The sequence below is a fragment of the Nesterenkonia sphaerica genome, assembly GCF_005771565.1.
Classification (GTDB): Bacteria; Actinomycetota; Actinomycetes; order Actinomycetales; family Micrococcaceae; genus Nesterenkonia; species Nesterenkonia sphaerica.
The window spans coordinates 1-24,352 of the sequence record NZ_VAWA01000017.1 but is presented as its reverse complement, the minus strand read 5'-3'; the positions used below and the strand labels follow the sequence as shown (position 1 = coordinate 24,352).

Sequence of the window (24,352 nt, the reverse complement as noted above, 5' to 3'; positions counted from 1 at the left end):
TTCGGCGCTCGCTGGTTATAGGCTGGCGTCATGCGTAGGGCTATCCTGGCGACGATGGCAGCCACGCTCGCTGGCGCCCTGGCTGGATGTGGCGAGACCGAAGATGATGCGCCTGCTCAGCCAGCGACCGAAGCGGCGGAGACGACCGCGTCTCCAGTCGCTGAGACTTCCTCGCCAGCACCGGAGGCCACAACCGCGAGCGCGTCGCCTGCCTCGGTCAGTCCCGCTGAAGACCTCAGCATCTCCTGTCGCGAGATGGACACAGAAGAAACCGAACCTTCTGACTTGGGGTCCTATGAGAGCTTTGAAGCCGCCTGGGAGGGCTTCGACGCCCGGGACGATGTCCGGTGCGAGGCGAGCTATAACTCCAGCTTTGGCTCCTACGACCTGACCGAGACAGAACGCGAAGCACTCGAGACTGCGAACTACGACAAGGAAGAGTCACTGCGCGTTCTGTACGGAATCTGCGCCACTCCCTTGCTGGGTGACAACAGCACCCGATCTGGGGGCCTGCCGTGGAGCGAGGGCCAACAGGAGGAAGTCCAGGGCGCACTGGTGCTATGCCCAGACCATCCTGACCGCGGAGAGGTCGAAGAGCGGATCGCTGAGGTCAATGAGGCAAGAGAGCCTCAAGAGCCGGATGGCAGCTTCGGCAGCGGCTCTTACCGAGTGGGCGAGGACATGCCGCCGGGCTTCTATGTCACAGAGTCTGAATCAGGGTTCGATGGGTGCTACTGGGAGCGCCTGGACGCCGCTGGGAACATCGTTGAGAACAACCTCATGCGGAGCGGGTTCCGTGCTGAGGTAGACATCGCCGAAACTGACCACTCGTTCTTCACGGACCGTTGCGGCACCTGGGAGAAGCAATAGGCGGCCCTTGGGTCCGATTGCGGGTTGCTCCCGTGGCACGGCAACACTGACGCTGGCTCACCGGTAGTCCGGGACCCCGGCAACGCCAGACCCTCGGCGCTCGCAGTCCCTGCACTCGCTGACGACCTGCAAGGGTTGAATCCACACGCCAGGCCCGAAAGCCACCCTTCTGGCGCACCGCAGACGGCTTGAGCCTCGCCGCCCTGTCTACACAGAGAAGCGCCCCTCCGGGGGACAGGGGGGCCCGGAGGGGCGCTGAAGGTCAGAAACGACCCGGCGAGAGCAGCACCCTCAGTCTACCTTCCGACTTGGCCGAACTCTACTATTTACGGGTCAATTCGTTGTGGGAAGGCTACAATGAAACTTGACCTCCTTCCCCAGAGGGGAAGGCATCACACCAGGGGCAGGTCACCACATGCAAGAGCCAGCAGCAGACAGGGAGAGCGAGATGTCAGAGGACAGAAAAATCTGCGGGGCGAGAAACCGCACCACCGGGGAGCCCTGCCAGCGCTCGCCGATGATGGACTCCACGCGATGCCGCACCCACGGCGGAAGATCCCCGCAGTCACAGAAGGCCGCCAGCGAGCGCCGAGAGCGCCGCAACGCACTACGCCAGCTCTCCATCCTTGGAGAAGTCCCAGAAGCGAACGTGGACCCCACCCAGGCCCTACTGGAGCTCGTCACCCAGAAGCACGCACAGGTGCACGCGCTCAGGCAGATCGTCTCTGAGCTTGAAGCCCACGAGGGGGAATCCCACGATGGCGAGGTCGACCTGCGGCGGCACCCGATGGTGTGGGGACTCACCAGCCACGAGAAAGGCTCAGGCGTCCACGGGCCCATCGACAAGGAAACCGAGCAGGCTGGGGCCAGCATCTGGCTGAAGCTCCTACAGGAGGCTGAAGACCAGCTCGCCCGGTACACCACCGCAGCCCTGAAGGCTGGTGTAGAACAGCGCCAGTTGGACGTCACAGAGCGGCAGGCTGCCACGTTCTACAGCGCCATCAACCGGATCCTGGACTCGCTCGAGCTCACCACCGAGCAGCAGGCACGGGTTCCCTCTGTGGTTCCTGGCGTGCTGCGCCAGTTCGCCGCCAGCCACGCGGCGATGAACTAGGCGAGGTGTTCCGATGACGCGCTCAGGAGGCAGGGGAGACCATGGCTGACCGGACTGTGACCGTCGTTCTCTCCGCGGACATCAGCGGCTACATCCGGTCCATGGACCAGGCCGCCCAGGCTACCGACCGTGCGGCTACCTCGGCCGACAAGCTGGACCAGTCTGCCTCTCGAGCCTCGCAGGCCGCCCAGGCTTCCTCGCAGGGCTTCCAACAGGCCAGTAGCGCCGCTGACAGCGCCAGCGGCTCCATGGAAAACCTGGGTTCGGCTACGCAGGCGGCCAGCACCGGTGCCAGCGCCTCCTCTGAGGCGCTCTTCCGACTCTCCGGGGGGATCTCAGGCACCGCCTCGGAGGCTGACCGAATGAGCGGCGCGTTCACTCAGGCCACCACCACCACCGGCACATTCGCCAACGGGCTTCAAGGGCTCGGATCATCGTTCGCCGCGGGCCTGTCCTACACCGAAGGGTTCAGCGGGGCACTGCTGTCCCTGGGAGGCGCCGCAGTCACCGCCGGGGAACACTTCGGCACCTTCGGCCGGGAAATCTCACGCATCAACCAGGAGAACCGCGGGTTCGCCGCAGGGCTGGCCATCACTGGCGGTGGCATCGCAGCAGTGATGACCTCGGTGATTAACACCGGCATCGCCTACAACACGCTGCAGCAGGTCGCAGGGCGCGCCATGGAGACCATGACCGGCTCAGCTGAGGCCGCCGCGAATCAGATGGACCGGCTCCACGAGTTCGCTGACACGTCCCCCTTCGCCCGTGACGTGTGGATCGAGGCGCAGCAGCAGCTGATGGCCTTCGGTATGGAGGCCGAAAACGTGGTCCCCACCATGGAGGGCATCCAGAACGCGGTGGCCGCCATCGGTGGCGGTGACCAAGAGGTCATGCGACTGGTCGAGATCCTCGGTCAGGTACAGGGCCAGGGGCGCATTACAGGCCGAGAGCTCCAGCGCATGGGCCAGATGGGTATCAACGCCGCCGACATCATCGGCGAAGCCATGGGCGTCTCCGGCAATGAGATTCGTGAGCAGATCACCGCCGGCGCACTGGACGCTGAAACCGCGATCAGCGCGCTGACTGAGGGCATGAACACCCGCTTCGCTGGTGCCGCTGAGGGTCTGCGGGACACCATGACGGGCGCCCTGGACCGCATCCGTGCCCGCATCCGTGACCTGGGCGGGATCATCGCCACACCACTGGTGAACCCCAACGGGGGAGGCTTTCTGGTTGGGGCAATCAATATGGCAGCAGACTTTGGGTCAGCACTGCTGGAAATTAACCCTCTCATCCTGCAGCTCTCCGGGCTCGGGCTCACTGCAGCCGCCGGGATAGTCGCCATGGGTGGCGCTTGGGGTCTGGCAAGAACACAAATCCTTGCGTTCGCCACAGGGGCGAAACAGGCGCTGGTTGCCACAGCGAACCTCACACGTGGCCTGTTCACCACTCTGGGAGGCCTGCGCACCCTGGCTGTGAGTGTCGGTGCGGTGGCCGCCGCGTGGGGCGCTTGGACGATCATCAAGCGCATCGGCGGCGACGTGGACGACTTCACCGGGTCCATCGGATCCATGGAGCAGGCCCTTGTGCGGCTGGCAGAAGGCCAGCGGGGCGCCACTGATTCGTTGGTCGACTTCGACCGGTGGTCCCTGTTCGGCGACAGTGTAGAAGGCCTCAGCGGGGCTATGGAGCGCCTCACTGACCCGTCGCTTAACAATCGACTTCGGGAGATGGGGGCGGACTTCCTCGGCCTCGCCAACGACATGACCGTCTCGTCTGAGGCTGTGGACAGGTTCGACCAGGCGCTCGTCTCGGCGTTCGAAGCTGGAAACTATGATCAGGCTGCCGCTGGCATGCGCGAAGTGGCCCAAATGGCGGACCAGCTCGGATGGTCTGCTGAAGACCTGGCAAACCGGTATCCGCGGATCATCTCCGCTCTTGAAGAATCGGCGAGCGCCTCCGGTGTGGTGATTGACGCCCAGGCTCTCTTGGCTGACGGGGTAAACGCTGCAGCGCTCGCGGCGCTCGCCGCTGGCGAGGACTGGGAGGTCATTTCCGGGCTGCTCGAAGAGGGCGCGGACGCCACCTACAACGCCGCGAGCGCCTTCGATGAGGCGGCCGGCTCCGTCTCTGCCTTCAGTGACGCCTACGCAGGAGTCGCCGATGCCGTGGATGAGGCCACCGGTTCACTGGGCGAGCTGGTCGAGAACCTCATGGCCGTGGGCGAGATGAACATGGACGCTGAGGCAAAGGTCCACTCCCACGCTGACGCGGTCCGCGAGATGAACGACCTGTTCGCAGAAGAAGAGACGCGCCTGGCGGACCTAAAGGTCGCTCTCGAAGAGGGCACCATCTCCCAGGCCGAGTACGACGCCCAACTCGGCGACACTCTCATCACCCTGGATGAGAGTACACAGGCGGGCAGTGACTACGCCGGGATGATGCGCGACATGGTCATGGACGTGCATTCCGCAGCCGAAGGCATGGCGATCCTCGGCGCGAGCGAAGAAGCCCTATCAGAGCACCTCAATAGCGGCATTGAAGACATCATCGCCTGGCGGATGGCCGCCGGAGAGTCCCGCGAGCAGGCCGAAGAGTGGATCCGGACGATGCTGGGGATCCCGGACAACATCGACATCGAAACCCACATGGATCGCACCGCCCAGCTCATCGCCGAAGAGACCGCCCGGACGATCAACGAGATCCCCACCTGGGTAGAAATTCTGGTCGGCGCTGACGATGAAGAGGCCCAGGCCGCCCTGACCGCCCTGGAGACCGGCGACTATGAGGCCCTGGTCGAGATCATCGGTGATGACGAGCGAGCCCGCGAGGTGGCCATGGCGTTCGTCAACGGTGATTGGGAGACCTTGATCGCGCTGCTGGGTGAGGATGAGCCGGTGCGCTCGCTGATGCGGGACTTCACGAATAACCCGTGGAGCACCGATGTCGATTTCAACGGCAACGACACCCCTGCCCGGTCCGGGATGGGCCTGTTCATCGACACCCCTTGGAATACCCCGATTCGATTCGACGGCGAGGACTCCCCTGCCCGTTCCAGTATGGGCCGGTTCACCGGCACACCGTGGGCCACTGACGTGGACTTCAACGGCAACGACGGACCGGTCCGCGCCGACATGGGCCTGTTCATCAACACCCCCTGGAACACCACTGTGACAGCGAACGCCGCCACCTTCCTCGCCGAAGCGGCGCTGAACCGGCTGGCACGCACTCGCACGGCGACCATCAGAGTCGGCGTCGTGGGCGGTGGGGTCGGCTCAGTGGTCGGCAGTGTCCTGGGCCGCAGAGCCGCTGGCGGCCGGGTAGGGATGGGGCTCGGTAGCTTCGCCTCCGGAGGTAGGCCCGGTGCAGGGCTCCCGCGACGCTCCACTGGGGGGCGGCTCCCCGCCACGGGCCTGGGCACTGACCAAATCCTCGGCATCTCTTCCCTGACAGGCCAGCCCACCGCCTTTGTGGATGATCGGGAATGGGTGGTCAATCGCAAATCCTCCGACCGGTACGACGACCTACTCCATGCCATCAACCAGGACCGGCCGGCCGCAATCCAGGCCGCAGCAGCCTCCATTCCTAAGCTCGCAGTCGGCGGCCGGAGCGGGCCGGGGATGTTCGCCCGAGAGTTCCCAGCCTCCAGTGTTCGCGCCCACTCCGGGGGTGGGTCCATCGACTATGACCGGCTGGCTCGAGCAATGGCCTCCGGTCCCCGTGTGGCGCTCTACCAGACCAACCACAACCCTGTCCGCGAGACCGACATCGAGGCCACCCTGCGCGGACTCGATCAGATCTCCATTTGGGATACCAGCGCACCAGGGGGTGACCGGTGAATACCGCCCAGCATGGACCCCGGGGGACAGCACACAGACCGGAGACCACAGAGCCCAAGGCGCTCGCAGACTGACCACCACGAGAGACAGGGGATCACCATGCACCACATCGACTTCACCCGCTGGAAGCCAAACGAGCCACCCACAATCGACGAGGTAGCCCGCCTGTGGGATCGCGTGGACAAAGCGTCTGCGGCGCGGATCCGGGCCGGGAAGAACCGCAACCTGGAGATGTTCTGTCACCACCGCATCGACATTCCGGACCCGTTCGAGAGGCAGGGCGAACGGTACGTGATGGCGGTGAACGTGTTCTGGGACGACCCCGGCGAGGCGGCGAGCGCCTGGCCAGTAGGCACCTGCGCTTTTCAGGTGACCTATGAGGACTTTCTGCGAGGCCAGGGGCCCATCATCGGCACCTACGTCAATCAGCGAGGCATGCACCTGGAGGAAGTCCTCACCATGGGGCACCTGATCTCCATAGGCGTCCTTCCGAGCTTCACCGGCATTGAATGGCTGCCCAAAGAACACGCTGAGCCCATCGAGCAGTAACCCCCACCACCGGATAGGAAACCCCATGACAGAGAACCTCACCACCGAGACCCACACTCAGGCCGAGGCCGCGACCGAAGACCCGCCCACCTTCGACCTGAACAGGTGGCTGGGCGAGGGCAAACGCCATACTCGCACCCTCACCGTCTACCTGGATCCAGGCCTCCTGGGAGAGGCTCAGGAGCTGCAGGAGCGCATCAAGGCCCACAACAAGGGTGCAAGCCTTCAGGACCCCCAGGAGGCCGCCCAGCAGGCCGCAGAGCTCCAGGAGCAGCAAGCGGAGCTGGAAGCCAGGATCCGGGCCTCCAAGGCTGAGGTAACCGTTGAGGCGCTCAGCGACACCGACGCCGAAGCCTTCGCTGCCGAGTACGCCCAGGTCGAGAAGAACAGCACTCGCCAGTGGGACCAGTCCATCGTCGGCACCTGCATAGCGCTGGCCAAGCTGGGAACCATCGGCGGCGAGCGCCTCACTGCTGACCAGTGGCACAAGCTCTCCCAGGGCCCACTAGCAGGGGGCCAATGGGCGCGGATCAAGCAGACCATACTCCTGGCCTCGCAGGAGACCCCAGACCGGCTCACCACCCGCCGCATCGTCACGCCCGAAGGGGCGCCGGAGGGCGGCGGCGAGGCCTCCGAGGCAGCCTCCCAGGAGTAAGAGCTCCAGCCTCATACGACCCCGTGGAGGGTGACCTATAGTACGTTCCACGATGCCGTAGCCGTTGCACCGTACATGAACAGACGCCCCACTTGGACTTTGGTCTGGGTGGGGTGCTGTTTGTGTGTCTGACGAAGTTACGCGTCTCGGCGAGAAGGCGCCCCACATTGCGCGCCTCCGACTGTGGAGGTCAATGTATGGTGGCAAGTATGAAGTAGGTCACAGTAGGTTGCGCGCACGTGCTATGTTTGATGGGAGCAGTTAAGTTATGACTGCACTAGGGGCTTGGAAGCGAGTCTATGAAGACAGTGATACCGAGTGGCTGTGCGTGCGAGAGTCAGGACGTTCCGATGCCGATAAGTATGTATCGAAACTTCCCGAGAAGTCGCGCACTCGTCTCCAGAGGTGGTTGGAAATGCATAAAAACGGCCACCGCATAAAGTCTCAAGAGAACATCAAAACACTGAAGGTCTTAGGGGATATTGTTGTGCTTGAGCTTAAGCCGCAACCGTATCGAATTTACGTTGTAGAGAAAGCCGGCTGTTGGCACTTAACGCATGGCACCAAGAAGCCGAGCAATAACCAAGTGCCTCGGGAGATTGAAAAAGCAGTTTCCATCTATCGGGACTGTGAGCGTAGGGCGAAGGGACACGGTCATGGGACTCTTTGATCAGGACATGAAAGATCCGCAGTACAGGCGTACCTATGCTCAAGAAGCGGCGATGGTCGATTCCAGCGAACTCATTGCTGACGCATTGGAGCGATCCGGGATTACTCGCACGGCTCTAGCGAAAGCCCTGAATGTTTCCAAGAGCGAGGTGTCCAATCGGCTCCGAGGGGAGCGGAACATTACTGTTCGCAAGCTCGCCGACACGCTTCACGCGCTTGGCTTCGAGCTCATCCTGAGTTCCCGGCCCGTTGAAGCCCGCCAAGATTCGCCGGCAGCCGGTGCCGAACTTCCAACGGCCCGTATGCAGACTGAGGAGTTTGGACGTTGGAAGTTCGTAGGGTTTCGCCATGATCATGATCATGACCCCTCAGCGGAGCGCGTTCAAGAATTGGGGCTGTTACATACTCATGGCCGGGCGGTCAGCGTGGATCTTGTCAAGAATGAAATGGCAAAGAGCTGAGTGATGGGCAACACTTCAAGAAATTTCTACGCTCGTAAAGTCGAGGTCTTTTCCGTGGAGAGCTTCCGCGGGGGGAAAGCCCATGATCCCGTGTGGGCTTTCACCTACGGCGACCGTGAAGTCGATGGGGATAGGTACTGCATGGCCTCTCTGCATGCGGCGACCGATACGTCCGTCGTAACCGTCGCTCTGGGCGTTGCGCTGAGTGAGCTTAGCGAACCCGTTGCGGATGACGCTGTTGCCGAAAGCATTATTTCAGACACTACCTTACTCCAGCCGCTATTCGAGCGGGCTAGGAGCACTGCGAGAGCCGCCCTGGGAATAATCGACAAGGTGCAGGATCTGGGGGATATGCCGGAGCTAGACATTGCGTCGGACGAAGAGCGCGAGGTTCAGCGCGAGGAGTATCGACGCCGCCGAAAGGCTGACAGAGCTGAAGCTGACAAGCAAGAAGATGGATAGGCCTTTCGGACTAGCCTCATACTTAGGAGCAAGACCGTTGCTCAGCTAGCCGCCCCGCTGCGCCTCGTACATCCGCTCGATGTACTCCTCCAGCTTCGCGTCTTCGATCCGCCATTGGCCGCGGCCGCCAATCTGGATCCCCTCGAGGTCACCGTTGCGGAGCAGGGGTCGGTAGACCGACCTACGAGTCATCCTCCCATTCAAGCGTGAGGTTCAGCCCATTGTTGGGGTGGTAGCTCCATGACGCTGAGAATTCATCCCACCGCGCATCCTGACGACCCTGCAGGGATGTTGTTGAGCCAATGTGGTCTTGCACATGCTGGGGGACAGATAGCTCATCTTCCACGCAAAACCAGACGATGCCAGCAGCCGTCCCGGCGGCACTCAGGTGGTCGCCGAGTTTTTGATACGCACCGTTCACAGTCATCACTTCATAAGTTTCGTCGTAGGTAAGCGCTTCATCCCACTCAGGGTCATTGCATTCCTCATATGCGTTGTGCAGTGGGCTGACGTAGTCCCGGTAAGCATCGGCCGATAGGATTTGTCCGCCGAAGCGCTCATGTACCCACTCTGCGCTGTCCTCACCTTTTACTGAGAAGGCCCAGGTCTGGTGCGCGACATGCCGGCGTTCCTCGCCAGCGTGAAGCTTGAGCACCTCTTGGAGTTCTTCCGGGACGTCAGCCTCTCGGCGAGGCGGGTCGGTCCACGTGTAGATAGAGACACCAGAGCTGCATCGGACAGCATCCCCGTGGTCATCGAAAGACGTTTCAGTCTGGGGCTCATTGCACTCCCCACCCTCGGACTCGTACGCCTCGACAAGCTCGTCCGCGGATTCATAGTGGTCATCTTCGGTGACACCACCGCAGGCCGTGAGGAACAAGCCGGTGGCGCTGAGGCCTGCAAGCGCTCTTTTCATCTGTGACCTTCTATCTGCTGCCCCTCAGCAGCCGGTGATCAGCAGGGGAGCGGACCCCCGCCCCGACGCCCTCACGCCAGGTCTCCAGGGTAGCTCAGGGCACCTACACCGGCTATGGCGAGCGCGGCCCCCGGCAGTCTCAGACCTGCACGACCCCGCAGAGGGCGATCTACAGACCCCTCAAATTTCTGCTCAAAAGCGGAACACGCTCACACCCCATTTGACCTGCGCCTGGTGGGGTGGTGACACTCGGGAAGTACGATTGAGACCGTGACCAACCGTCAGGTAACGCTTTCGCTTGCGGGTCTTGACACTGCTCTGGCGAGGTTCGAAAAGCTCGACGAAGGGCTCAGGAATGAACTCGGATAGGGCACCTCGGTTGCCCTTACTCAGGCTTCTACGAGATCGCGAGTACCCCAAGTAGTTCTTGGGCGGTAGACGCCGTCCGTGCCCGTCGTAGGCTGTGCTTTCATCAGGCTCTCCAAGTCCTTGGCCGCGGCGTGAACAGCGCGCCATGTGCCAGCGCTCCAAGCGTACTCAGACGCCATTTCGCTCACGGGGAGTTCGTGCAGCCTAGCGAGAACCTCGAGTCCGACAACATCTCCATCTTCGGCCAAATCCACCAGAATAACGTCGCTGAACTCCACTGTCCGCATAGCCGGTTTGTCCACGACATAGGCATACCCCACCTGCAGCTCGGTATCAAAGAATGCCGATCCGTGCGTGTGCATCGTTCCTCCTAGTTGATGAGCAACAGTGAGCGAATCACGCTGTGCTACAGGTTTCCACTATAGACCTTATTGGTCGCTTTAATCCCGCCAGTATGCCGTAATGATCGTCAACCGACCGCCTGGAGGCAGGTCTTCGACCGCGGGGCGCGTAATTATGGCGAGGCGCCTCCCCGAGGCGTTTCGCCCTTCGTACACCCATTTTCCTCCCCCCTCCCTTGAGGGGTATCTGACCCGGTTGTGCTCGCGCAGCGTGAACAGGATGTCGCTTTCGGCGATCGCCCGCTCCTGCATTCGGCGCCTGCCGTGGGGGCTGAACTTTAGCAGCATCAGCGGTCACCTGACGCTGCACCTTGCCGGTCTAGATCAACGTCAAAGAAGAGCTTCCTGACAGACCTGTTATTGGCGAATATCTCGACTTTGTGAAGACCCTCGTTTTCAACTTCCGCCGGAATGCCCACGGCGAAAGTCAAGCCGACTCGATCACGGTAAGAGTCGGGCGCTGTAGCAGGATTAAAGGTATTGCCTAGACGAATGGTTTCGTCGTCGTCGGCCCGCCCAAAGGTGATGTCGACTTCAAATGGTTGGCCTTTTGCAGGCGCTCGAAAGCGCCCCGCGACATATACCGTGAAACTCATGGGCAGGAGGTCTGTCAGAACACGCGTGTAACTCGCGCCTACTGCCGTTATCGCGCCTCTCTCGGTGCGTGCGTATTCCGCGAGGTATGCGTAGTCCAGCTCGGGCTCTTCCAGCTGCGTTTCACTCATTCAAGCCACCTTTCTATGAACGAGTATTGAGGACTTCAGGAACAGTCACGCAAACACTGCATCTCGGGTCACCTCGCGCATCCGCTCGAAGTGCTTGGCGAGCTACGCGTCGTCAGGATGCCCTGCCTGCCGTCGCCAGATAGTGTCGTGCCAGTTCGCCAGTTTGAGAGTACCGTACCGGGACAGTAGGCCTATCTCCCACGCTGTGAGCAGGGTAGCCTCTTGGCATGGAGCCTCCGCAGTTACTAGCGACACGGTGGCATGAGGATCTGTTTGCCGGGGACATGCACAGTGTTTGGGATCAGATGACACCGAATTTTCGCCGGGCGGTCGTGCGTCACTTGCTCGACTACGACAGGCTTCAAGGGCGCGACCCTGACGTGATAGTAGAAGAATTGGCTACAGGCGATCCGCACAGAGACGACGTGTCAGAAGTGATCGCTCTGGCGCGAGGGCCACTCGTGCGATCGTGCGGAATTGAGCCAGCACGTGTAGCACCAGGCGAGACTGTTCGATTCGAGGCACCGTTGTATGAGGTTGTCCGGCTGTACCGCGTTGATGATCTCGAACGTGACGAGCGCGGCATTCCAGTACTCAATGCGGATCAGACAGCAATGGCGCTAACTATCATTCTCGAATCGGATCCGGAAGGAACACGTAGTGTGGCAGGAGTCGGGGCCGTGCTCAATCCAGACGCGGAGACTTCTGTCTATTGGGAGCCCCCTCGGCTTGTATAGTCGCGCAATCCTTGCATGGTCATGCAACTCATCCCAAGCACTGCGTGACCGGAGCGCCCTGGGCTTGCCGGTACGAAAAATGTCCGAACCGGTCATGAATACCCCCGTCAACACCATCATTCTCAACAGTCCACAACCCTGCATCTACGGGGCGAAGCACGCGGCCCCATGCCAGCTTTGAGGACCATTTCGGACTGGGGGACGGAAGGTCGTGGGTTCAAATCCCGCTAGCCCGACCATCATCACGCCCCCTTACATCCCTACCATGGCCGGGATGTAAGGGGCCCTGCCGCGGCATTCGCACTATCCCACCTTGGACGTCAGTTCAGGCTCCTGAGGTGAATCCGCTGCCGCGCCTGACCTACTGGGGGCGCTGGGTGGCTCAACTCTGTCTGAGCTCCGCATACTGAGCAGCGACGCGACGACGGTGACCGCCAGGATTGCAGCAATCACTATCAACGAGGTGCCTGTGGGAATTTCCAGCACGGGAACACTCTCCCCGGAATTGATGAAAGCCAGATTGTTCTCATGCAAGGCGTGAAGAATCAGTTTGGTACCGATGAATCCTAGAACGGCGATGAGGCCATAGGAGAGGTAGGCCAGCCGGTCCAGAAGCCCGTTCAGCAGGAAGTACAGCTGCCGCAGGCCCAATAGGGAGAAGGCAGTCGCAGTGAAGACTATGTAGGGTTCGCTTGTGAGCCCGTAGATCGCGGGAACGGAGTCCAAAGCAAAGAGAACGTCAGTGCCGCCGATGACGACCATGACCAACACCATGGGGGTGAGCATGCGCCGGCCACGAATCACTGTGGTCAGTTTGTCGCCGTCGTAATCATCCGAGGTATTCAACACCCGGCGTGCGGTGCGCATGACAATGTTCTCAGCGTTGTCTGATCGCTTGTGTCCCCTGACCTCGTGGCGCAACATATTGGCGGCTGTGATCAGAAGTATGATCCCGAACGCGTAGAAAACGTCACTGAAGACATTCATGAGGCCGGCGCCGAGAAAGATCAACACCGTGCGTGCCATGAGAGCAAACGCGATGCCGAAAAGCAGGACCTTCTGCTGGTACTTCCGGGGGACGTTGAAACTGGAGATGATCACCAAGAACACGAAGAGGTTGTCGACCGACAGGGCTTTTTCGGTGAGGTATCCGGCGTAATACTCCACGGCGTGGTCGGAATCCCCCAAGATGACGAATACCAGCCCGAAGAGCAGCGCGATGCCCACATAGACCGCTGACCATACGGCAGATTCACGCAAGGTGGGTTCGTGGGCTTTGCGGACGTGTCCGAAGAAGTCAACGGCGAGCAGCGCCATGATGGACACGAGGGTGAGAGCCCACAGCAGGGGGGTGATCTCCATGAAGAGAACCTTTCGAGAGTGCGACAGGCGTCGTAGCGGTCGCAAGTCTCTCCGCCTGAGATTCAGATCTCAGACTGCTGGGCCCGGCGAAGCTCAGGGGCTTCGCGTGCTGACGAGCACAGCTCCGTGGGATACTCCCTTACACAGGTTATTGTACACCTGGGCACGCGCCCTCAAGGGGTCCCCTCATGACCTTTCCGCCGGGGACTACCAGGAGATTTCTCGGCGGGGCCGGACTTGAATCTCGGTCAGTTGGGTGTCATCCGATGCGGTGATCGCGGTGATGATGGCCCGCGCGACAGTCGCAGGCTGGATCAGCTCGGAACGGTCGACGTCGCCGGTGAATAAGGGCGTATCGGTGGGTCCCGGAAAAACCGAAGTCACCCGTACTCCGTGGTTCTCTTCATCTTTCCGGAGTCCATTGGCCAACGCCCGGAGGGCATGCTTGGTCGCCCCGTAGAGAGTATTGCGCGGCAGGGGAGTGACTCCTGCGCCAGAGTTCACGAACACCACAGTGCCTCGGTCTCGGCGCAGCTGCGGCAGGGCTTGGCGGACGAGTTCAGCTCCGGCCGTGACGTTGAGAGAGAATGCCGACGTCCAGTCCTCGTGTGTCGCTTCTTCGACAGTTCCGACTGGCACAATGCCTGCCGCATGGACCAGGGCGTCGACCCTTTCGGGGATCAGATCGGGGTAGGGGAAGCGGGTCAGATCTGCCGTAGCCGGTTCAACTCCCGGCGCTTCGGCTGCCAGGTCTTGCAGCCGCTGTTCGTTCCTGGCGACGGCGATCACGCGCCACCCGAGTTCCGCCAGCTGACGGGCGACCTCACGGCCGATGCCGCTGCTGGCTCCGGTGACCAGGGCCGTCCGACTCACAGCAGTCTCCATGTTCGCAGTCATAGTCTTCTGGGCGGCGAGAGAGATCCACCGCTTAGGCGATGATCCCCGCGATGTAGCCGACGAAGATCAGCAACAGGATGGCAACACCGATGCCTCCGACGATGATGAGGGGCTTGGAGCCCTTCGGTGACTTAGCCGGTGGGGCACCGTGGCTCTGGTCATCGCCGGTGCCGGCATCGGGAGGGGTGTCGCCGGGACGGACACTGTTGCCGGAGTCGAGGCCGGGGGACTCTTCGGGGCCCGGTCCGGGCTCGGGGTGACGTTCGCTCATAGGCACATCGTACTAGGTAGGACCGGGCTGATCAGCGGCTCAGCCGTTGGTGCCGTCGGGGGAGCGCCGTGCGGCCGAACCTGGCGTGATGGCTCGGCCCCGGCGTATGGTCTTTTTATGTGCGGCAGATACGTTCAAGCCCGTGCCGGAGCCGACCTCGCGGCGGAGCTCGGTGTGCACTTGGCCGAGGGTGTGGAGGTCCTGCCCTCCTGGAATGTCGCTCCCACCACCGATGTGCCGATCGTGGTGGAACGTCTCGAAGAAGACGAACTGCGCCGGGAGATTCACCTTGCACGGTGGGGACTGTTGCCTGGTTGGGCCAAAGATCCCAAGCAGTCGTACAAGACCTTCAACGCCCGCAGCGAGACCGCAGCTGAGAAACCAACGTTCCGTGCGGCTGTGCAGACTCGCAGGTGCGCGGTCCCCGCAGACGCCTATTACGAATGGTTCACTGAGGGAACCCGGAAGCGTCCCCATGTGGTCCGACCCAAGAACGGCCGGCCCATCACCTTTGCCGGACTGTACGAATGGTGGAAGGACCCCAGCGCTGACCACTGGGTCTTGTCCACCACCGTCCTCACCGGGCCCTCACCACAGCCCGGCCCCGGCGGGATTCTCGACGATCTGGCCGCACTGCATGACAGAATGCCGCTGCCGCTGGGCCCAAAGCACTTCAGTGACTGGTTGAGGCCCGACAAACTTGCCAAGGATGATGCCGCTCTACTGCTGCTTCAAGTGCGCGCTGAGGCTCTGGAGGTCGCGACCGGGTGGGAGATCTACGAAGTGGGGCGAGAGGTCGGAAACGTCCGGAACAACTCACCGGAGCTCCTCGCACCTTTAGCGCACCCTTGAGCTCCGCTCCGGCTGCGCCGCCCTAATCGAAGCTCGTAGAAGCAGCTGACTGCCCGACTGTGCCGATGACCTGTTCGGCGAGTTCACGCAGCTTCACATTCCGGTTGTTGGAGGCTTTCTTCAAGATTGCGACAGCCTCCTCCTGGGTGCACCTGTTCTGCCCCATGATGATGCCTACTGCGAGGTCAATGGTGGTTCGTGACTCCATGGCCAGCCGACGATCCTCAGCGGTCTCAGAATGCTCCGCAATCCGAAGCGCGATCGCCACTGTGGTGGAGGCTGTTTCCGCGAAGTCCAAGGCGATCTCGAAAGCCTCATCGGCAAAATCGCCCGGCTCATAGGAATAGAAGTTCATGGCCGCTCTGGCGGAGGCATTGATGGTCAGCGGCACCGCCAGCACGCTCAGCAAACCCTGCTGACGCAGTTCCTCCATATAGGGCGGCCAGCGTTTCTCATATCGGGCATCGGGAATCCTGATGATCTTTCCCGAACGTTGGGCCTCCAGACACGGGCCGTCACCAAAGCCGGTCTGGGTCTCTTCCATCTGTTGGGCTTCCGGAGACCCGCTGGCTACCACCAAGTTTCGCCGGGGACGCTCGAGAACAATCCCACACCGGACGCTGCGGCCGATAGACAGCCGCTGCTCAGCCATCCGCGCCAGGGAGTTCAACACCTGGACTATGTCGTGATCCTGCATCAGCAACTGACTCAGCTCAGTCGAGAAGTCACGCGTATCCTGGGCAGTTTCCACCTCAGCCTCCGTTCTCTCCTCCGTGCGTTGTGGAGAAAATTCTATGCTCTGGACTTTACGCTATGGCCCCGGTAGGTAGGCTTCGTCTGCCTCGAGGGCGTCTTCATTGCTCGGCGGTGGTCTGATAACGTGGATAATGCTCAAGCAGAGGGCTCTTGTCTCGGATTTTTCAAGGGTTGATGTATTCATGGAGCACTCATCACGGCTGGAGATCAGCCTCTCAGACATCAATGGTCCTCTGCGCCTGTCACTGTCTGGTGGACTCACACTGGAGAGTTCGAAGGCCCTCACCGCCGCTCTTGATCGGGGCATTCAGCCTGCCGCATCACCCGAGTTGGTCCTCGATCTTCAGGCCACTGAGGAGATCGAACCTGCTGGCTTGGCCGCATTGCAGCTGTATCTCACTCAGGTGCGGCAGCCGATGGGACTGCCGGAACCGGCGGTGGAGTTTCCTGCGCTGCCGTTGGAGGAAGAGACGGTGCTGCCATGAGGTATGTCAGTGATCTGATGTCACCGGTGACCAGCGTGGTCTCGGTCACCCACTCGTTGGCTGAGGCCGCGCAGTTGGTCAGCGGCGAGGACCAGGCCGTGTTGGTGCTGGGTCTGTCCAATCAGCCGCGGGGTCTGATTACCGAAGCCGATATCGCCCAGGTGGTGGCGCAGTTCCCCGAGACGTGGACGAAGAAGCGCTGCGCATGCATGATCCTCGAAGAGTTCGAATCAGTCCGACCCGATCACACGGTGGATGACGTGGTGGAGCTGTACCGGGCCGGAGGCGCCCGTCCCTTCGTGGTGCTCCAGGATGATGAGGCCATCGGTATCCTTTATCCCACCAGCGTCTTCGCCAACAGCTTGGAGGAGTCCTCCAGGGTGCCCGCGGAGCCTGACGCTCACCGCTGAGCCTGACGGATCGCCTCCACAGCGTGGTGTAGGTGCTGCTCAGGAAGATCAGCACCGAACGTGAACCGCACCGCGCTGTCAGCCTCCTCCGGGGACAGGCCCAGGGCGCTCAGCACAGGACTGGGCTCGGTCTCCCCAGAGGCGCAGGCGGACGTCGAGGAGCAGACCACTCCGCGCTGCTGAAGATCCAGCAGCAGAGACTCCCCGCTGCGCCCGGGGAATGTGAAGGAGGCATGCCCGGGCAGCCGCTGAGTGCGGTGGCCGGTCAGCCGCGCCGCTGGCACGTGGGACTCCACCGCAGCAATGAAATCATCACGACGACGTCGCCAGCTCTCCAGATCTGCTGCTGCGGCCCGCTCCAGTGCCACCGCCATCCCGACCGCGCCTGCGGCGTTCTCGGTGCCGGCCCGCCGGCCCCGCTGGTGACCGCCGCCGTGGATCAGTGGCTCGATAGGAGTCCGGCGATGCACGTAGAGCACTCCCACCCCCTTGGGCGTGCCGATCTTGTGGCCGGCCAGACTCAGTGCCTGTACCCCGAGTTCGGCCACCGGGAGCGGCATGGAGCCTGCGGCTTGGACCGCGTCGGTGTGCAACGGGACGCCGAAGTCTGCCGTGATGGCCGTCAGCGCGGTCAGGTCCTGGACGGTGCCCACCTCGCCATTGGCCAGCTGGACGCTGACCAGGGTGGTGTCTGGCCGCAGTAATCGTTGCAGCGACTCCGGAGAGACGAGGCCCTCGGAGTCCACCGGGATGCGCTCCACGGTGAATCCCATCCGGGTCAGCCATGCCGCTGATTCCACCACTGCCGGGTGTTCCACCGCGGAGATCAGCACATGGCGGCCCCGCGGTGCCGCCAGCGCGATCCCTTTGACCGCCGCGTTGTCTGACTCCGTCCCGCCGGAGGTGAAGACGACCTCAGCCGGCTGGGCGCCCAGATGCTCCGCCACCCTGCGGCGGGCATCAGTCAACCCCCGTTCGGCTTCCAGTCCGGGATCGTGCAGGCTGGCGGGGTTGGCGAAATGTGCGGTCATATATGGCCACATGGCCTCCAGCACCTCACGGCGCGGCGGCGCGGCGGCCGCCTCATCCAGGTAAATCACGGGCTGACCTCAAAGTCCAGTCCCAGGTCCAACGCCCGCGCGCTGTGGGTCAGGGCACCCACACTGATCACATCCACACCGGTGACTGCCATCGCTCCGACAGTCTCCAGGGAGACCCCGCCGGAGGCCTCCACCACGGCGCGGCCTGCGATCAGTTCTACCGCCTGCCTCATCTGATCCAGACCAAAGTTGTCCAGCAGGATAGTGTGGGCACCACCTTCCAGTGCTGGGAGCACCTGATCCATCCGGTCCACCTCCACCTCAATAAGTGCGGTATGCTGCAGCCGGGACTTTGCCTCCCGGACCGCCGCGGCCAAGCCAGTTCCTGCCGCAGCGACCGCGGCTAAGTGGTTGTCTTTGACCATCACCGCATCCGAGAGGCTGAAGCGGTGATTGTGCCCACCACCACAGCGCACCGCGTAGCGCTCCAGCGCTCGCAGCCCCGGGGTCGTCTTCCGGGTGTCGGTGATCCGCACCCCCGTACCGCGGACCGCCTCCACGAATGCCGCGGTGAGTGTGGCGATCCCGCTCATCCGCTGCACCAGGTTCAGTCCCACGCGCTCGCCGGTGAGGATGGCGCGGGCCGGTCCGGTGACCTCGGCCAGCAGATCCCCCGCCCCGAACCTGGAGCCCTCCGCACGGAGGAGCTTGACCGCGACGTCGCCGTCGAGGGTCTGCATGGCCCGGGCGAAGACCTCTCCGCCGGAGAGCACACCCGGCTCGCGCGCCCGCAGCTGTGCCTGTGCCTGCGCGTGCACTGGCACAAACGCTTCCGTGGTCAGGTCCCCGCACGGGACGTCCTCTGCCAGGGCCAGGTCAACGATCCGGTCCACCACAGCTGCGGGCACGGGGTTCGGCGGTGCTGGTCTCATTTGGGGGCGGCCGCCAGCATCCGGTCCAGGGCCAGCCGGGCCGGGGCTGCCACGTCCGGGCTGACGCTGATCCGGTTTGGTGACCGGCCTTCGACCAGCTCATCGAGCACCCAGGCCAGGTAGCCCGGATGGATCCGGTACATGGTGGAGCAGGGGCAGATCACCGGATCCAGGCAGAAAATGGTGCGGTCCGGGTATTCGGCGGCCAGCCGGTTCACCAGATTGATCTCCGTGCCGATGGCAATCACTTCGCCTGGTGCGCTGGCAGCCACGTACTTGCGGATAGCATCTGTGGAGCCGGCGGCGTCGGCGGCGTCCACCACCGGCATGGGGGACTCCGGATGCACAATGACCCGGCAGCCAGGGTAGTCAGCGCGTGCTTTGTCGATCTGGCTGACGGTGAACCGTTTGTGCACGGAGCAGAATCCGTGCCAGAGCAGAACCTTGGCCTGCTGGAGGTCCTCGGGGCTGTTCCCGCCCAGGGCGCGGCGCGGATTCCACATCGGCATCTGCTCCACCGGTATCCCCATGGCCTTGGCGGTGTTGCGCCCGAGGTGCTGGTCAGGGAAGAACAGCACCCGGTGGGCGCGCGCAAAGGCCCACTCCAGCACCGCAGTGGCATTGGAGGAGGTGCACACGATCCCCCCATGACGGCCGCAGAAGGCCTTCAGCGCTGCGGAGGAGTTCATGTAGGTCACCGGCAGGATCGGCAGTTTCCCATCCGGCCCTGGGGTGACGTTCTCCGGGTCCACACCGTAGACCTCGCAGATCTCCTCCCAGGCAGTCTGCACCGAGTCCTCATCAGCCATGTCAGCCATTGAGCAGCCGGCGGCGAGGTTCGGGAGGATCACCTGCTGCTCCGCTGCGGAGAGGATGTCGGCGGTCTCGGCCATGAAGTGCACGCCGCAGAAGACAATGTGCTCAGCCTCCGGCTTGGCCAGCGCCGCCTTGGCCAGCTGGTAGGAATCACCTAGGAAGTCGGCGTGCTGAACCACCTCGTCGCGCTGGTAGAAGTGGCCCAGAATCACCAGCCGCTCAGCCAGCGTCGCCTTAGCTGAGCGGATCCGTGCGTGCAGCTGCTCGGCCGGCATCTCCTGGTAGGCCCGCGGGAGCTGACCGGGGCGGGTGGTGGCATCCGGGATGGGGTCGGTTTCGGAGGAGCCGGGTCCGTAGCCGGGGAGTGCGTCGAACTCCCAGGGTCCGTCCGCCAGTTTCGGATTGCAGGATTTCGCGGGTGAGAGGCCGATCCGTTGCGGCACAGACACGGTCATGGGTTCTCCTCAATGGTGAGTGCGTAGCGGCTGCTCTGCGGTGCTGAGCGGTAGAGCTTCGGTGGGCGGTGGGCGGTGCCGGTCATCCGGCGGCCGGTGTCCTGCACCGTGCCCTGGGACAGGATCTGGCGCCGGAAGTTCGATGGGTCCAGCGCCCGGTTCAGAATCGCCTCGTAGACCCTGCGGAGGTCCGCTAAGGAGAACTCCTCTGGCAGGAAGGCGTGGGCGATGGGGGAGTAGGTGACCTTCGCCCGTAGTCGGTCCACCGCGTAGCGGACGATGAGGTCATGGTCGAATGCCAACGGTCCGGGGATCTCCTCCACCGGATGCCATTCCACGTTCTCGGCGTCGACCACCTGGAGATCCTCGTCCTGCCCGACCAGAGCCCAGTAGACGATGGAGACCACCCGTTCCGGCGCCTCCGGTGACCGATCCACATCACCGAAGGCGTAGAGCTGCTCCAGATGACGGGGCTGCACTTGGGTGGTGTGCTGCATGGTGTTGTTGGCCGCCTCGGCCAGGTCATGGGCGTTGTCCAGGGGCCCGCCGGGCAGCGCCCACCGGTTCTTGAACGGCTCCCGGATCCGGCGCACCAGCGGAAGCCACAGGGTGAGCTCTCCGGTCTCCGGGTCCGGACGCAGCGAAAAGATCACCGTGGAGACAGCAAGCACCAGGTGCTGCTCGGTTTCTGCGGACATCTCACCGTCTTCCAGGGATCGCAATCATTGGCTTGTGGTGTACGTGACACTATCTCCTGCTACTTGTGGTCAAGTCAACCTGAAGTGGGTGCGTGTGGCTTCCCTGTAGCCTGAGGGGCATGGGTCACATCTATCTCACCCGCCCGCTGGGCGACGTCGTCGAACAGTTCCGTCAGCAGCTGCCTGCGCAGCTGCGTGTGCACCACACCTCTGAGTTCCCGCCGGATCGCACGGAACTGTTGGAGGCAGTTCGCGGTGCCGGGGCCATCATCAGTTTGGTCACCGACCGGATTGATGCTGAGGTCCTCGACGCCGCCGGGGATCAGCTGAAGGTAGTGGCCAATGTGGCCGTCGGTTACGACAACATTGATCTGGACGCTGCCGCTGAGCGCAATGTGACCGTGACCAACACCCCCGGGGTCCTCGACGACGCCGTGGCGGATCTGACCCTGGCACTGCTGCTGGCCACCACCCGGCGGGTCGCCGAGGGTGACCGGTTCATCCGCACCGGGACCGAGTGGATCTGGAGTCCTGAAGGGTACGTGGGGCTCGACGTCTCTGCGGGGGCGACTCTGGGGATTGTAGGACTCGGCCGGATCGGTATGGCGGTGGCGAAACGGGCCCAGGCCTTCGGCATGAACATCGTTGCCACCGGCCGGCGGGCCCATGACGACGACGCCCGCAGCTTCGGGGTGCGTCCTGCCTCCTCGATGCACGAGTTGCTCAGGGTTGCCGACATTGTCAGCCTGCACTGTCCGCTGACTCCGGAGACCAAGCACCTGATCGGTGCCGAGCAGCTGGCGTCCATGAAACCCGGCAGCTACCTGATCAACACCGCCCGCGGACCCTTGGTGGACGAAGAGGCACTGGCCGATGCCCTGGACTCCGGACACCTCAGCGGCGCGGGCCTGGACGTGCACGAGTTTGAGCCGCAGACCAATTCCCGGTTGCGCACTATGGAGCAGGTGGTGATGCTGCCGCATATCGGCTCCGCCGGTGATGCCACCCGCAATGAGATGGCTGCCCTGGCCTTCCGCAATACGATCGCGGTGCTCAGCGGAGAGCAGCCCCTGACCCCGGTGGAGTGACTACGTCTTTCCCTGATACCGGGCGAGGGCGTCGTCGCGGAATTCTGCGAACCTGCCCTCGGTGATGGAGCTGCGGATATCGGCGACCAGCTTCACTGTGAAGTATTCATTATGGATAGTGCACAGGGTGGAGTAGAGCATCTCCTTGGCCTTGAACAGGTGGTGCAGATAGGCCTTGGTGTAGTGCTGGCACGTGTAGCATCCGCAGCCGTCCTGGATCGGTGAGAAGTCCTTCTTGTACTTCGCCTGGGGAATGTTGAAATACCCGTCCGGGGTGTAGACCCGGCCGTTTCGGGCCACCCGGGAGGGCTGGACGCAGTCGAAGGTGTCCGCACCGTTCTCCACGGCGGTGAAGAAGTCCTCCGGCTCTGAGATGCCCAGCAGGTGCCGGGGTTTGTTCTCCGGAAGTTCCTCGCTGACCCACCGCACAATGGTGCCCAGGTTCTCCTTCTCCAGGGCGCCACCGATGCCGAAACCGTCGAACTGCTGACCGTCGACCGTCATGCTCCCCAGGTCCCGGGCAGCCTTGCGGCGCAAGTCCTCGTACTGGGCGCCCTGGAGCACCCCAAAAAGTGCCTGATACGGCCGGTGGGAGCGCTCGGCGGTGAGATTCCGGTGCGCACGCAGGCACCGCTGGGCCCACAGCCGGGTGCGCTCCAGAGATTCTTCCTGGTAGTCGCGAGTGTTGAACAGGGTGGTCAGCTCGTCAAAGGCGAAGATGATGTCGGCGCCGATCTCATGCTGCAGCCGCATCGAGATCTCGGGCGAGAAGCGGTGCTCGGTGCCGTCAATGTGGGACTTGAAGGTCACGCCGTCATCGTCGACAAACGCCCGCCGCTCGTGCTCGGCGGCAATCGCCTCATCATTGGTGACCCGGCTGGAGTCCATCTGAATCACCTTCTTGAACCCCACGCCCAGGCTCATCACCTGGAACCCTCCGGAGTCGGTGAAGGTGGGTCCTGGCCAGTTCATGAAATTGCCCAGCCCCCCCGCGGCGTCGAGCACGTCGGTGCCGGGCTGGAGGTTCAGGTGATAGGCATTGGCCAGCACCGCCTGGGCGCCCAGCTCCGACATCTCTTCAGGCCGGACAGCCTTGACGGTGGCTTTGGTGGCCACCGGGATGAAGGCCGGTGTCTCGATGACCCCATGCGGGGTGGTGATGGCGCCGGTGCGGCCCAGCTGGCCCTCTACACGGTCGTGGACTTCGAACGCGAAGTCCCCCTGAGTATGGGCAGGGGGCAGGGGTGACGACACTGAGCCGGTTCCGGGGGCAAGCACCCGAAGATTCTACCGGTGTGTGCACATACACTGATCCGGTGCCACATTTTGACCCTGAGCGGTGGGCAGACCGCGGCTACGAGATCCTTCCCGGGGCGGTGCTGGCTTTTGTGGGCGCGGTGCTGGCTCACCGTGTCTTAGGGGAGTGGTTGCCGGTCTCCAGCCTGCTGATTGCCATTGCGATCGGCATCATGATCCGCACTCTTGGATGGGTGCCGGACTGGGGCGAGGTGGGACTGAAGTGGGCGGGAAAGTTTCCGCTGCGGTTGGGGATCGTGCTGCTGGGCCTGCAGCTTGCCCTGGGTGACATCTTCGACCTCGGCTGGGAAGTGCTGGTCATCGTGGTAGTGACGGTGAGTGTGACGTTCTTCGGCACGAGGCTGATTGGCCCTCTGTTCGGCGCGGATAGGACCACCTCCGCGCTGGTGGCCACCGGCACCGCGATCTGTGGTGCCTCCGCGGTGGCGGCGGGGTCCGCGGTGCTGGACCGTGGCGATGGGCGAGACCGTCAGGCTCGGCACATCGCAGGTCCCACAGCGACCGCCCTGGCGGTGGTGACGGTATGGGGGACTATCGCGATGGTCGTCCTGCCTGCGTTGGCTGCGGTGCTGGGCATGGGGCAGCGCAGTGCTGGCGTGTGGATCGGCGCGAGCGTCCACGAGGTGGGCCAGGTGGTCGCTGCCGGGGGCATCGTGGGAGCGACCGCGCTGACCGTGGCCACTGTGGTGAAGCTCGCGCGCGTGCTGTTGCTGGCCCCCGCCGTGGTGGCGCTGCGCCTGGGCGACGCCGGCGGTGGCAGCGCTACGGGGAAGCGCCCGCCGGTCATGCCGTGGTTCGTAGTGGGCTTCTTGGCTGCGGTGGCGGTGAATTCGGTGACTGAAGTTCCTGCTGAGACGGCGGCCTTCATCACCCAGGTGACCACCATGCTCATCACCTTCGCGATGGTCGGACTCGGTGCCGGAGTGGATTTGAAGCAGCTGCTGCGCACCGGTGCACCCGCGTTGCTGCTGGGCGGGGCGGGAAGTGTGCTCGCTGCGGGGACCGCTTTCGGCGGCGTCGTCGTCCTTTTGTGAGGGAGTGTTCGCAATCTATAGAGCCACAGGATGTGGCCGGGCGCCTGGGGTAGAGCAAGGCACTCGACTGCCCCATTCCGAATGATGACTAACGGAGTTCCGAGAAATAATCCTCGTCGATTGAGTAGACCAAGTAGCTTTCCGGGCTTGTCAAGTAGTTTGTGTACGGGGG

The 24,352-nt window shown here is 63.0% G+C and carries 27 protein-coding genes; 13 read left to right on the top strand and 14 right to left on the bottom strand.

Annotation, left to right across the window (positions count from 1 at the left end):
- Nucleotides 1-54 precede the first annotated feature (54 nt).
- From FEF27_RS11035 to FEF27_RS11005, 7 genes are all read left to right on the top strand, one after another.
- On the top strand, nucleotides 55-870 hold the full coding sequence (locus tag FEF27_RS11035; RefSeq protein ID WP_166430004.1) for an Rv1352/Rv1906c domain-containing protein: 816 nt from the start codon (nucleotides 55-57) through the stop codon (nucleotides 868-870).
- 448 nt (nucleotides 871-1,318) lie between these two features.
- On the top strand, nucleotides 1,319-1,984 hold the full coding sequence (locus tag FEF27_RS11030) for an HGGxSTG domain-containing protein (RefSeq protein WP_138170926.1): 666 nt from the start codon (nucleotides 1,319-1,321) through the stop codon (nucleotides 1,982-1,984).
- Nucleotides 1,985-2,025: 41 nt separating this feature from the next.
- Nucleotides 2,026-5,823, top strand: a complete 3,798-nt coding sequence (locus FEF27_RS11025) for a tape measure protein (RefSeq protein ID WP_138170924.1) — start codon at nucleotides 2,026-2,028, stop codon at nucleotides 5,821-5,823.
- Nucleotides 5,824-5,922: 99 nt separating this feature from the next.
- A complete protein-coding gene (locus tag FEF27_RS11020) occupies nucleotides 5,923-6,372 on the top strand; it encodes a hypothetical protein (RefSeq protein WP_138170923.1) in 450 nt (149 codons plus the stop codon).
- A gap of 25 nt (nucleotides 6,373-6,397) precedes the next feature.
- Entirely contained in the window at nucleotides 6,398-7,027 is a 630-nt protein-coding gene (locus FEF27_RS11015) for a hypothetical protein (protein ID WP_138170921.1), read from the top strand.
- Nucleotides 7,028-7,683: 656 nt separating this feature from the next.
- On the top strand, nucleotides 7,684-8,157 hold the full coding sequence (locus FEF27_RS11010) for a helix-turn-helix domain-containing protein (RefSeq protein ID WP_166430003.1): 474 nt from the start codon (nucleotides 7,684-7,686) through the stop codon (nucleotides 8,155-8,157).
- Between the two features lie 3 nt (nucleotides 8,158-8,160).
- Nucleotides 8,161-8,619, top strand: coding sequence for a hypothetical protein (locus FEF27_RS11005; protein WP_138170918.1), 459 nt, complete (start codon nucleotides 8,161-8,163; stop codon nucleotides 8,617-8,619).
- A gap of 45 nt (nucleotides 8,620-8,664) precedes the next feature.
- Here the strand turns inward: FEF27_RS11005 and FEF27_RS11000 are convergent, their stop codons facing one another.
- Together FEF27_RS11000 and FEF27_RS13370 are read right to left on the bottom strand one after the other, a co-directional pair.
- A complete protein-coding gene (locus tag FEF27_RS11000) occupies nucleotides 8,665-8,811 on the bottom strand; it encodes a hypothetical protein (protein WP_208009818.1) in 147 nt (48 codons plus the stop codon).
- Nucleotides 8,801-9,274, bottom strand: a complete 474-nt coding sequence (locus FEF27_RS13370) for a hypothetical protein (RefSeq protein WP_166430002.1) — start codon at nucleotides 9,272-9,274, stop codon at nucleotides 8,801-8,803. Before FEF27_RS13370 ends, FEF27_RS11000 begins: the two co-directional genes overlap by 11 nt.
- A 93-nt stretch (nucleotides 9,275-9,367) precedes the next feature.
- On the opposite strand from FEF27_RS13370, the gene FEF27_RS13365 reads away from it, so the two are divergent.
- Nucleotides 9,368-9,541, top strand: coding sequence for a hypothetical protein (locus FEF27_RS13365; protein ID WP_166430001.1), 174 nt, complete (start codon nucleotides 9,368-9,370; stop codon nucleotides 9,539-9,541).
- A gap of 383 nt (nucleotides 9,542-9,924) precedes the next feature.
- Here FEF27_RS13365 and FEF27_RS10990 read toward each other — a convergent pair whose 3' ends face one another.
- From FEF27_RS10990 to FEF27_RS10965, 6 genes are all read right to left on the bottom strand, one after another.
- The gene (locus FEF27_RS10990) at nucleotides 9,925-10,266 is read right to left on the bottom strand and encodes a DUF2283 domain-containing protein (protein WP_138170915.1); all 342 of its coding nucleotides are present in this window, start codon (nucleotides 10,264-10,266) and stop codon (nucleotides 9,925-9,927) included.
- A gap of 78 nt (nucleotides 10,267-10,344) precedes the next feature.
- A complete protein-coding gene (locus FEF27_RS13870; RefSeq protein ID WP_138170913.1) occupies nucleotides 10,345-10,593 on the bottom strand; it encodes a DUF4258 domain-containing protein in 249 nt (82 codons plus the stop codon).
- The gene (locus FEF27_RS10980; protein ID WP_138170911.1) at nucleotides 10,593-11,030 is read right to left on the bottom strand and encodes a DUF6941 family protein; all 438 of its coding nucleotides are present in this window, start codon (nucleotides 11,028-11,030) and stop codon (nucleotides 10,593-10,595) included. The genes FEF27_RS13870 and FEF27_RS10980 overlap by 1 nt, the downstream gene beginning before the upstream one ends.
- A 1,040-nt stretch (nucleotides 11,031-12,070) precedes the next feature.
- Nucleotides 12,071-13,129, bottom strand: coding sequence for a TerC family protein (locus FEF27_RS10975; protein WP_138170909.1), 1,059 nt, complete (start codon nucleotides 13,127-13,129; stop codon nucleotides 12,071-12,073).
- Nucleotides 13,130-13,336: 207 nt separating this feature from the next.
- Nucleotides 13,337-14,002 carry an SDR family oxidoreductase gene (locus tag FEF27_RS10970; protein WP_243729207.1) on the bottom strand — a complete coding sequence of 222 codons (666 nt, stop codon included), beginning with the start codon at nucleotides 14,000-14,002 and terminating at the stop codon, nucleotides 13,337-13,339.
- Nucleotides 14,003-14,057: 55 nt separating this feature from the next.
- A complete protein-coding gene (locus FEF27_RS10965; protein ID WP_138170906.1) occupies nucleotides 14,058-14,297 on the bottom strand; it encodes a DUF6480 family protein in 240 nt (79 codons plus the stop codon).
- 117 nt (nucleotides 14,298-14,414) lie between these two features.
- Between FEF27_RS10965 and FEF27_RS10960 the strand changes: the two genes are divergently transcribed.
- Entirely contained in the window at nucleotides 14,415-15,149 is a 735-nt protein-coding gene (locus tag FEF27_RS10960; protein ID WP_138170904.1) for an SOS response-associated peptidase, read from the top strand.
- A 22-nt stretch (nucleotides 15,150-15,171) separates the two neighbouring features.
- Here FEF27_RS10960 and FEF27_RS10955 read toward each other — a convergent pair whose 3' ends face one another.
- Nucleotides 15,172-15,900: a GAF and ANTAR domain-containing protein gene (locus tag FEF27_RS10955; RefSeq protein WP_138170903.1), complete on the bottom strand. Its 729-nt coding sequence runs from the start codon at nucleotides 15,898-15,900 to the stop codon at nucleotides 15,172-15,174.
- 187 nt (nucleotides 15,901-16,087) lie between these two features.
- On the opposite strand from FEF27_RS10955, the gene FEF27_RS10950 reads away from it, so the two are divergent.
- Together FEF27_RS10950 and FEF27_RS10945 are read left to right on the top strand one after the other, a co-directional pair.
- The gene (locus FEF27_RS10950) at nucleotides 16,088-16,390 is read left to right on the top strand and encodes an STAS domain-containing protein (protein ID WP_138170902.1); all 303 of its coding nucleotides are present in this window, start codon (nucleotides 16,088-16,090) and stop codon (nucleotides 16,388-16,390) included.
- Nucleotides 16,387-16,800 (top strand): CBS domain-containing protein, encoded by a 414-nt coding sequence (locus FEF27_RS10945; RefSeq protein WP_138170901.1) that lies wholly within the window; start codon nucleotides 16,387-16,389, stop codon nucleotides 16,798-16,800. Before FEF27_RS10950 ends, FEF27_RS10945 begins: the two co-directional genes overlap by 4 nt.
- Here FEF27_RS10945 and FEF27_RS10940 read toward each other — a convergent pair.
- Genes FEF27_RS10940 through FEF27_RS10925 form a run of 4 tightly spaced genes read right to left on the bottom strand, consistent with a single transcriptional unit; the run spans nucleotide 16,791 to nucleotide 20,741 of the window.
- On the bottom strand, nucleotides 16,791-17,900 hold the full coding sequence (locus FEF27_RS10940; protein ID WP_138170900.1) for a cysteine desulfurase family protein: 1,110 nt from the start codon (nucleotides 17,898-17,900) through the stop codon (nucleotides 16,791-16,793). The genes FEF27_RS10945 and FEF27_RS10940 overlap by 10 nt on opposite strands.
- Nucleotides 17,897-18,772 carry a carboxylating nicotinate-nucleotide diphosphorylase gene (nadC, locus tag FEF27_RS10935; RefSeq protein ID WP_138170899.1) on the bottom strand — a complete coding sequence of 292 codons (876 nt, stop codon included), beginning with the start codon at nucleotides 18,770-18,772 and terminating at the stop codon, nucleotides 17,897-17,899. Before nadC ends, FEF27_RS10940 begins: the two co-directional genes overlap by 4 nt.
- Nucleotides 18,769-20,043 (bottom strand): quinolinate synthase NadA, encoded by a 1,275-nt coding sequence (nadA, locus tag FEF27_RS10930; protein ID WP_138170898.1) that lies wholly within the window; start codon nucleotides 20,041-20,043, stop codon nucleotides 18,769-18,771. Before nadA ends, nadC begins: the two co-directional genes overlap by 4 nt.
- Nucleotides 20,040-20,741 carry an NUDIX hydrolase gene (locus FEF27_RS10925; protein WP_138170897.1) on the bottom strand — a complete coding sequence of 234 codons (702 nt, stop codon included), beginning with the start codon at nucleotides 20,739-20,741 and terminating at the stop codon, nucleotides 20,040-20,042. The genes nadA and FEF27_RS10925 overlap by 4 nt, the downstream gene beginning before the upstream one ends.
- A 119-nt stretch (nucleotides 20,742-20,860) precedes the next feature.
- Here FEF27_RS10925 and FEF27_RS10920 point away from each other — a divergent pair, with 119 nt between their 5' ends.
- Entirely contained in the window at nucleotides 20,861-21,829 is a 969-nt protein-coding gene (locus FEF27_RS10920; protein ID WP_138170896.1) for a 2-hydroxyacid dehydrogenase, read from the top strand.
- Here the strand turns inward: FEF27_RS10920 and tgt are convergent, their stop codons facing one another.
- Nucleotides 21,830-23,107, bottom strand: coding sequence for a tRNA guanosine(34) transglycosylase Tgt (gene tgt, locus FEF27_RS10915; RefSeq protein ID WP_208009816.1), 1,278 nt, complete (start codon nucleotides 23,105-23,107; stop codon nucleotides 21,830-21,832).
- Between the two features lie 38 nt (nucleotides 23,108-23,145).
- Here tgt and FEF27_RS10910 point away from each other — a divergent pair, with 38 nt between their 5' ends.
- Complete coding sequence (locus tag FEF27_RS10910) at nucleotides 23,146-24,180, top strand: YeiH family protein (protein WP_166430000.1); 1,035 nt, start codon at nucleotides 23,146-23,148, stop codon at nucleotides 24,178-24,180.
- The last annotated feature ends 172 nt before the right edge of the window (nucleotides 24,181-24,352 follow it).